At 66.2% G+C, this 6,000-nt stretch carries 8 protein-coding genes; 2 read left to right on the top strand and 6 right to left on the bottom strand.

All coding sequences use genetic code 11. The features are described from left to right. Positions 1-189: 189 nt before the first annotated feature. On the bottom strand, positions 190-1,089 hold the full coding sequence (locus PMN64_RS01340; RefSeq protein ID WP_411779343.1) for an SDR family oxidoreductase: 900 nt from the start codon (positions 1,087-1,089) through the stop codon (positions 190-192). 56 nt (positions 1,090-1,145) lie between these two features. Then, on the bottom strand, positions 1,146-1,886 hold the full coding sequence (locus PMN64_RS01335) for an SDR family oxidoreductase (protein WP_411779342.1): 741 nt from the start codon (positions 1,884-1,886) through the stop codon (positions 1,146-1,148). Positions 1,887-2,005: 119 nt separating this feature from the next. On the opposite strand from PMN64_RS01335, the gene PMN64_RS01330 reads away from it, so the two are divergent. Together PMN64_RS01330 and PMN64_RS01325 are read left to right on the top strand one after the other, a co-directional pair. After that, a complete protein-coding gene (locus PMN64_RS01330; protein ID WP_411779341.1) occupies positions 2,006-2,893 on the top strand; it encodes a LysR family transcriptional regulator in 888 nt (295 codons plus the stop codon). Positions 2,894-2,956: 63 nt separating this feature from the next. Beyond that, entirely contained in the window at positions 2,957-3,163 is a 207-nt protein-coding gene (locus PMN64_RS01325) for a hypothetical protein (RefSeq protein ID WP_411779340.1), read from the top strand. A gap of 77 nt (positions 3,164-3,240) precedes the next feature. On the opposite strand, the gene PMN64_RS01320 is transcribed toward PMN64_RS01325, so the two are convergent. The 4 genes from PMN64_RS01320 to PMN64_RS01305 all read right to left on the bottom strand — a co-directional run bounded on the left by PMN64_RS01320 (position 3,241) and on the right by PMN64_RS01305 (position 5,933). Continuing rightward, complete coding sequence (locus PMN64_RS01320) at positions 3,241-3,918, bottom strand: DsbA family protein (protein WP_411779339.1); 678 nt, start codon at positions 3,916-3,918, stop codon at positions 3,241-3,243. Positions 3,919-3,954: 36 nt separating this feature from the next. Next, positions 3,955-4,734: a sulfite exporter TauE/SafE family protein gene (locus PMN64_RS01315; RefSeq protein ID WP_411779338.1), complete on the bottom strand. Its 780-nt coding sequence runs from the start codon at positions 4,732-4,734 to the stop codon at positions 3,955-3,957. A 93-nt stretch (positions 4,735-4,827) separates the two neighbouring features. Then, positions 4,828-5,550 carry an LrgB family protein gene (locus PMN64_RS01310; RefSeq protein ID WP_411779337.1) on the bottom strand — a complete coding sequence of 241 codons (723 nt, stop codon included), beginning with the start codon at positions 5,548-5,550 and terminating at the stop codon, positions 4,828-4,830. Further along, positions 5,547-5,933, bottom strand: a complete 387-nt coding sequence (locus PMN64_RS01305) for a CidA/LrgA family protein (protein ID WP_411779336.1) — start codon at positions 5,931-5,933, stop codon at positions 5,547-5,549. Before PMN64_RS01305 ends, PMN64_RS01310 begins: the two co-directional genes overlap by 4 nt. Positions 5,934-6,000: the final 67 nt, after the last annotated feature.

Here is a 6,000-nt window from a genome sequence, read left to right as displayed (position 1 = left end):
CCGGGCACCCCTTCTGTTTACCTCTTCCCACCCCCTGGGTGGCGCACGCCGCGTCTCTTGGGTGCCCGGGCCCGCGGGCGCCCGCGCGGCTGCATCGGGGCCGCGCATCCTTCGAGACGCGCTTCGCGCTCCTCAGGATGACGGTGACGGGTGGGGCCGCGCGGGCGCTACTCTTCAACCCAGACAACGTTACTGGTTATCCCGCGGCTTGAGCAGGTCGGAGAAGCCGACCCGGTGCAGCATCTCGTTGCGGACGCGGTCGATCACAGCGAATGCAACCTCGGCACCATCCTGGGTCGGATCGATGTGGACACGGAACGGCCGCTTGCCGAACGGCGTGTCGACCACCTTCACGATCGCGTCCGCGACCGATGAGGCGTCGGCATCCTCGGGCACGATCGCCGCGAACGCCTTCATGATCTCCTCGCCGAAGCCGGCATAGGGACCGGCCTCATATTCGGCGACGCGCGCTTCGTCGGCGGGACGGCCGGAATGCGCAAAGTGGTTGGTGCCGCCGGTGAAGGCGCCGGGCACGATGATCGAGGTCTCGATGCCCCAGCGCGACAGCTCGCGGGCATAGATAACGGCCATCGCGTCCATGCCGGCCTTGGCCGCGAAATATGGCGCGAGATAGGGCGGCGTGCCGCCGGCCGAAGAGCTGCTCGACACCCAGACCACGAGCCCCCTGCCCTGCTTGCGCAGCTGCGGCAGCGACGCGCGATTGACGCGCTGGGTCGAGAGCACGTTGACGTCGTAGAGTTCGGCAAGCTGCTCGGGCGTGAACGCCTCCGCCGGGCCGAACACCATGTGGCCGGCATTGTGCATCACGACGTCGAGGCGGCCTTCCTCGGCGACGATCTGCGCAAGCGCCGCATCGACCGACGCCTGCGAGCCGACATCGAGCTCGAGCGAGCGCAGGTCGACCTTGTTGTCGCGCGCGAACCCCTCGATATCGGCGACCGCGGCGGCGTTGCGGCCGATGGTGTGGCGCATCGAGGCGTAGACGGTGTGGCCGGCCTTGGCGAGCGCGTTGGCGGTGAGGCGGCCGAAGCCGCTCGAGGCGCCGGTGATGACGATGACCTGTTTCATGACAAATATCCTTGTGAAGTCGGTTGAATGCGCGTTGGGTTGGAGATGTGAAGACGTCAGACCAGGCCGCCATTGGCGCGCAGCGTCTGGCCGTTGATCCAGGAGCCGTCGGGGCCGGCGAGGAACGACACGACAGAGGCGATGTCATCGGGCGTGCCGAGCCGCTCCAGCGGGACCATTTTGGCGAAGCGGTCGATCAGCTCGTCCGACTTGCCGTGCAGGAACAGATCGGTCGCGGTCGGCCCGGGCGCGACCGCATTCACGGTGATGCCGCGGCCGCGCAACTCCTTGGACAGGATCGCGGTCAACGACTCGATCGCGGCCTTGGTCGCGACATAGATGCCGTAGGTCTCGAGCCTGGTGCCGACGACGCTGGTCGAGAAGTTGACGATGCGTCCGCCGTTGCGCAGCCGGCGCGCCGCCTCGCGCATGGTGTTGAAGCTGCCCTTCAAATTGACCGCGACCTGCTGGTCGAACGCGGCATCGTCGCTGTCGGCGATCTTGCCGAGTTTCATGATGCCGGCATTATTGACCAGCACGTCGACGCCGCCGAAGGCGGCTTCCGCCGCGTCGAACATGCCGCGCACCGCGCTGGCATCGCTGACATCGGCCTTCGCGGTCAGCGCCCGGCCGCCGGCGGCCTCGATCCTGTCGGCCACCGCCTGCGCCGGCTTGGCGTCGCCGGAGTAGTTGATGACGACGGTGAAGCCGTCGCTGGCGAGGCGTTCGGCAACCGCCGCGCCGATCCCGCGTGAGGCACCCGTCACCAGGGCTACCTTGTTGGTTTGGTTGGTCATTTTAGTCTCCCATCGGGTTGGGCGGCCGCGCCGCGCTCGATGGGAGGACGCTATGCCTTGGCATCCACCGGATAATCATGCATCTTCTGACATCACTATTCGCCATTATCGGATAATAGATGGACCGTTTCGACGCGATGCGCGTGTTCACCCGGGTGGTCGAGCGGCGCAGCTTTTCGCTCGCCGCCGAGGATCTGGGGCTGCCGCGCTCGACGGTGACGGACGCGGTGAAGGGGCTGGAGGCGCGGCTCGGCGTGCGGCTGCTCGAGCGCACCACGCGCACGGTGCGTCCGACGCTCGACGGCGAGGCGCACTACCGCCGCTGCCTGTCGCTGATCGCCGACCTCGAAGACGCCGAGGGCGCCTTCGGCGGCGCGCGGCCGAAGGGACTGCTGCGGCTCGAGGTGCAGGGCACGCTGGCGCGGCACTTCCTGCTGCCGAACCTGCCGGGCTTCCTCGCCGAATATCCCGACATCGAGATCAACATGAGCGAGAGCGACCGCTGGGTCGATCTGATCCGCGAAGGGGTCGACTGCGTGCTGCGTTTCGGCAAGCTGCCCGACAGCGACATGATCGCGCGGCAGGTCACGATGCTGGAGCGGCTGACTTGCGCGACGCCGGATTATCTTGCGCGCTTCGGCACGCCGGTCGATCCGTTCGCACTCGACGGCCATCGCATGATCGGCATCCGCTCACTGACGACCGGACGCCTGCGGCCGATGGAGTTCGTGATCGACGGCGTGCTGAAACAATTTCCGCTGCCGGCGCCGATGTCGGTGACCGGCCCCGAGAGTTATCTCGCGAGCGCCAAACTCGGTCTCGGCCTCGTGCAGGTGCCGCGCTTCCATGTCGAAACCGATCTTGCCAACGGAACGCTGGTCGCGGTGCTGCAGCAATGTCCGCCGCCATCGGTGCCGGTAAACCTGCTCTATCCGCGCAACCGCCAGCTCTCGCCGCGCGTGCGCGTGTTCATCGATTACGTGATGCGGGCGTTCGCGCGCAGCTGATCGATCGCCGGAACCACACCGAGCCCCACAACGTTATGCTTTCGACACCGGAGGGATTAAGCGATGCGGACCTTTTTCGGCATGATTTTGGGCGCGCTGCTGCTGATATGCGGCGTTTATGTCTATGACTCGATGCGGACGTCGAGCGTCGCCAGTGGCGAGGTGGCGCAGGACACGCGCACCATCGTCAATTGGGACGTCGCGGCGCATGACTGGAACCTGCTGAAGACGCGCACCCGCGAGCAGTGGGACAAGATCGCGGCGAAGTAACGATTGCTTTCAAGCCGACACAAAAGCAGATGGCCTCTCCGGCGCCGGAGAGGCCATTTTCGTCGCAGGAAGCGCGTCTAGTTCTGCTCGGTCTTGCGGCCCATATTGGCCTTGCGGGCGTCGGCGATCACCTGCTCGAACTGATCCATGCTGAGCACGCCCGGCACGCGGTACTTGCCGACGATAAACGACGGCGTGCCGTTGAAGCCGAATGCCAGTGCCTGCTCGTTGTTGCGCGAAAGGATCGCGTCGATCGTCTTGGCGTTGGCGTCGTGATCCTTCTTCAGGCGATCCATGTCGAGGCCGGCGCCCGAAAGCAATTCGGCGATGCGCGGCTCGGTGATGCGCGAATTGACCGAGATCATCGCCTCATGCGCGACGTCGAACTTGTCCTGGTACTTCGCCGCCAGCGCCATCCGCGCCGCGACCTTGGAGACCGGCCCGAGGATCGGCCAATCCTTCAGCACGAGGCGGACCTTGCCGTCGTCCTGCACCACCTGGCGCAGTTCCGGCGCAAGCTTGCGGCAATACGGGCAGTTGTAATCGAACCATTCGACGATGGTGATGTCGCCCTTCGGATTGCCGATCACCGGAATATCCGGATCGCGCAGCACCTGCTCCTCGGTCAGGACATTGTCGTCCTCGGCGCGCGCGGCGCCCGCGGCCATGAGTGCGATGCCGGCACCGATCAGGCCGAGCGCGCCGCGGCGGGTGGCACCGGCGTTGATCAAGGGCGATTTCGTCAATTGGGTCATGGCTGGCTTTCGCAAGGGCACTTCGCCCTTCTACGTTCAGGACACATTGATGTTACGCAGCAGCATATAGATCGCCACCACGATAATCACAGTCGCAAACACGATATTAAGCGCGCCGCGCCGTTCCGACAGGTGGCGGGCGCTGCTTGTGCCGAGCAGGCCGCCCGCGATGCCGCCGGCGACGAATAGCCCCGCCAGGCCCCACGACACCAGCCCGGACCACGCATAGCTCAGGGCCGTGGTCATGCCGAAGGCGGTGACGGCCACCAGCGAGGAACTGACCGCGTTCATGATCGGCATCCCGGTCGCCAGCATCAACGCCGGCACGATCAAAAAGCCGCCGCCGATGCCGAAGAAGCCGGACATGGTTCCGGTGGCAAGCCCGAGGCCGATGATCGCGGGCATGTTGGACATCGATATCTTGACGTCGGTCAGCCCGACCCGCGCGCGGTTCTTCAGCATCAGGCCCGCGATGACCAGCATCACCAGCGAGAACAGCGCGAGCAGCTTCTGCCCCTCCAGCATCTTGCCGAGGATCGAGCCGCCGAACGCGCCCAGCATGCCCGACAGCGCGAACACCAGCGCGCAGGACCAGATCACGGTGCCGCCGCGGGCGTGGTTGGAGAGATTGACCGCGGCGTTGGCAGCGACCGCGATCGCCGAGGTGCCGATCGCGACATGCGGCTCCGGCACGCCGACCACATAGACCATCAGCGGCACGGCAAGGATCGAGCCGCCGCCGCCGACCAGGCCCAGCGAAAAGCCGACCAGCATGCCCGATGCCAGCCCAAGCATGCTTTGAGTTGCGGAGAACACCAAGGGGAACAGACTCGCGTTTGAGGCGGCGACCCTAGAAGGATTTGCTGCTCAACGCCATACCAATAGCACAAAACTGCCCTGCAGCCGGGATTAGCGCAGCAGATATGTTACAGCCAGCGGCACCAGCAGCGAGGTCACCAGCGCATTCAGGCTCATCGCGATCCCGGCAAAGACGCCGGCGACCTCGTCGACCTGGAAGGCGCGCGCGGTGCCGATGCCATGGGCGGCGATGCCCGCCGCAAAGCCACGGGCGCGAAAGTCGGTGATGCCGGTGAAGTTCATCAGCGGCGTGACGATGATCGCCCCCATGATGCCAGTGAGGATCACCGACACCGCGGTCAGCGAGGGATCGGCATGCAGGGATTCGCTGATGCCCATCGCAACGCCGGCGGTGACCGATTTCGGCGCCAGCGACAGGATGACGTCGCGCGGCAGCCCGAACGCCTGCGCCAGCAGCACCACCGAGACGATCGCCGTCAGCGAGCCGATCGCGAGCGCAACCAGCATCGGCAGGATCGCCGCCGCGACCCGCCTGCGGTTCTCGTAGAGCGGCACCGCGAGCGCCACCGTCGCCGGCCCGAGCAGGAAGTGCACGAACTGCGCGCCGGCAAAATAGGTGGTGTAGGTGGTCCCGGTTAGCAGCAGGAATACGCCGATGATCCACACCGAATGCAGCACGGGATTGGCGAGCGGGTGCCGCCTAGTCTTCAGCGACACCGCGTCGGCCACCGCATAGGTCAACAGCGTCACCGTCAGCCAGAGCAGCGGCGACTGCGAGAGGTAGACCCAGAGCGAAAACGGATTGTCGTTCACGGCCGCTCCTCCTCGCGCGACAACAAACTGCTCGCCGCAACGAAGGTCGCAACCGTCGCCAGCAGCGTGACGATGACCGACACCGCGAGGATCACCAGGACCGCGATGCCGTGCTCGGCGAGCAGATCGAGCTTCTGCACCACGCCGACGCCGGCCGGAATGAACAGCAGCGAGAGATTGGCGAGCATGCCGCGGCTCGCGCTCTCGACGCCGTCATCGCCGAGCGGCCCGCGCGCCAGCGCCGGAAAGCGGTCGCGCGCCAACAGCAGCAACAGCATCAGCACGAGGCCAACCACCGGACCCGGCACCGGCACCGCCAGCGCGCGCACGGCGACCTCGCCGACCAGCTGGCAGAGCAGGATCAGGCTGAGGCTGGCGATCATGGCAGGAAGCTCGCGCGACGCATCCGCCTATCAGGTCGCCGCGATGGTGGGTTGTCAATGCAGCGGG

The sequence above is a fragment of the Bradyrhizobium sp. UFLA01-814 genome (genome assembly GCF_046718885.1).
Lineage (GTDB): Bacteria > Pseudomonadota > Alphaproteobacteria > Rhizobiales > Xanthobacteraceae > Bradyrhizobium > Bradyrhizobium elkanii.
Note: the sequence above shows the minus strand (reverse complement) of the source record. Positions and strands in the feature narration are given on the sequence as shown.

Bases quoted from the DNA above. Each gene is read 5' to 3' on its own strand.
- PMN64_RS01330 (WP_411779341.1), top strand. From the start codon at position 2,006: ATGGACCGTTTCGACGCGATGCGCGTGTTCACCCGGGTGGTCGAGCGG.
- PMN64_RS01320 (WP_411779339.1), bottom strand. From the start codon at position 3,918: ATGACCCAATTGACGAAATCGCCCTTGATCAACGCCGGTGCCACCCGC.
- PMN64_RS01325 (WP_411779340.1), top strand. From the start codon at position 2,957: ATGCGGACCTTTTTCGGCATGATTTTGGGCGCGCTGCTGCTGATATGC.
- PMN64_RS01340 (WP_411779343.1), bottom strand. From the start codon at position 1,089: ATGAAACAGGTCATCGTCATCACCGGCGCCTCGAGCGGCTTCGGCCGC.
- PMN64_RS01305 (WP_411779336.1), bottom strand. From the start codon at position 5,933: ATGATCGCCAGCCTCAGCCTGATCCTGCTCTGCCAGCTGGTCGGCGAG.
- PMN64_RS01335 (WP_411779342.1), bottom strand. From the start codon at position 1,886: ATGACCAACCAAACCAACAAGGTAGCCCTGGTGACGGGTGCCTCACGC.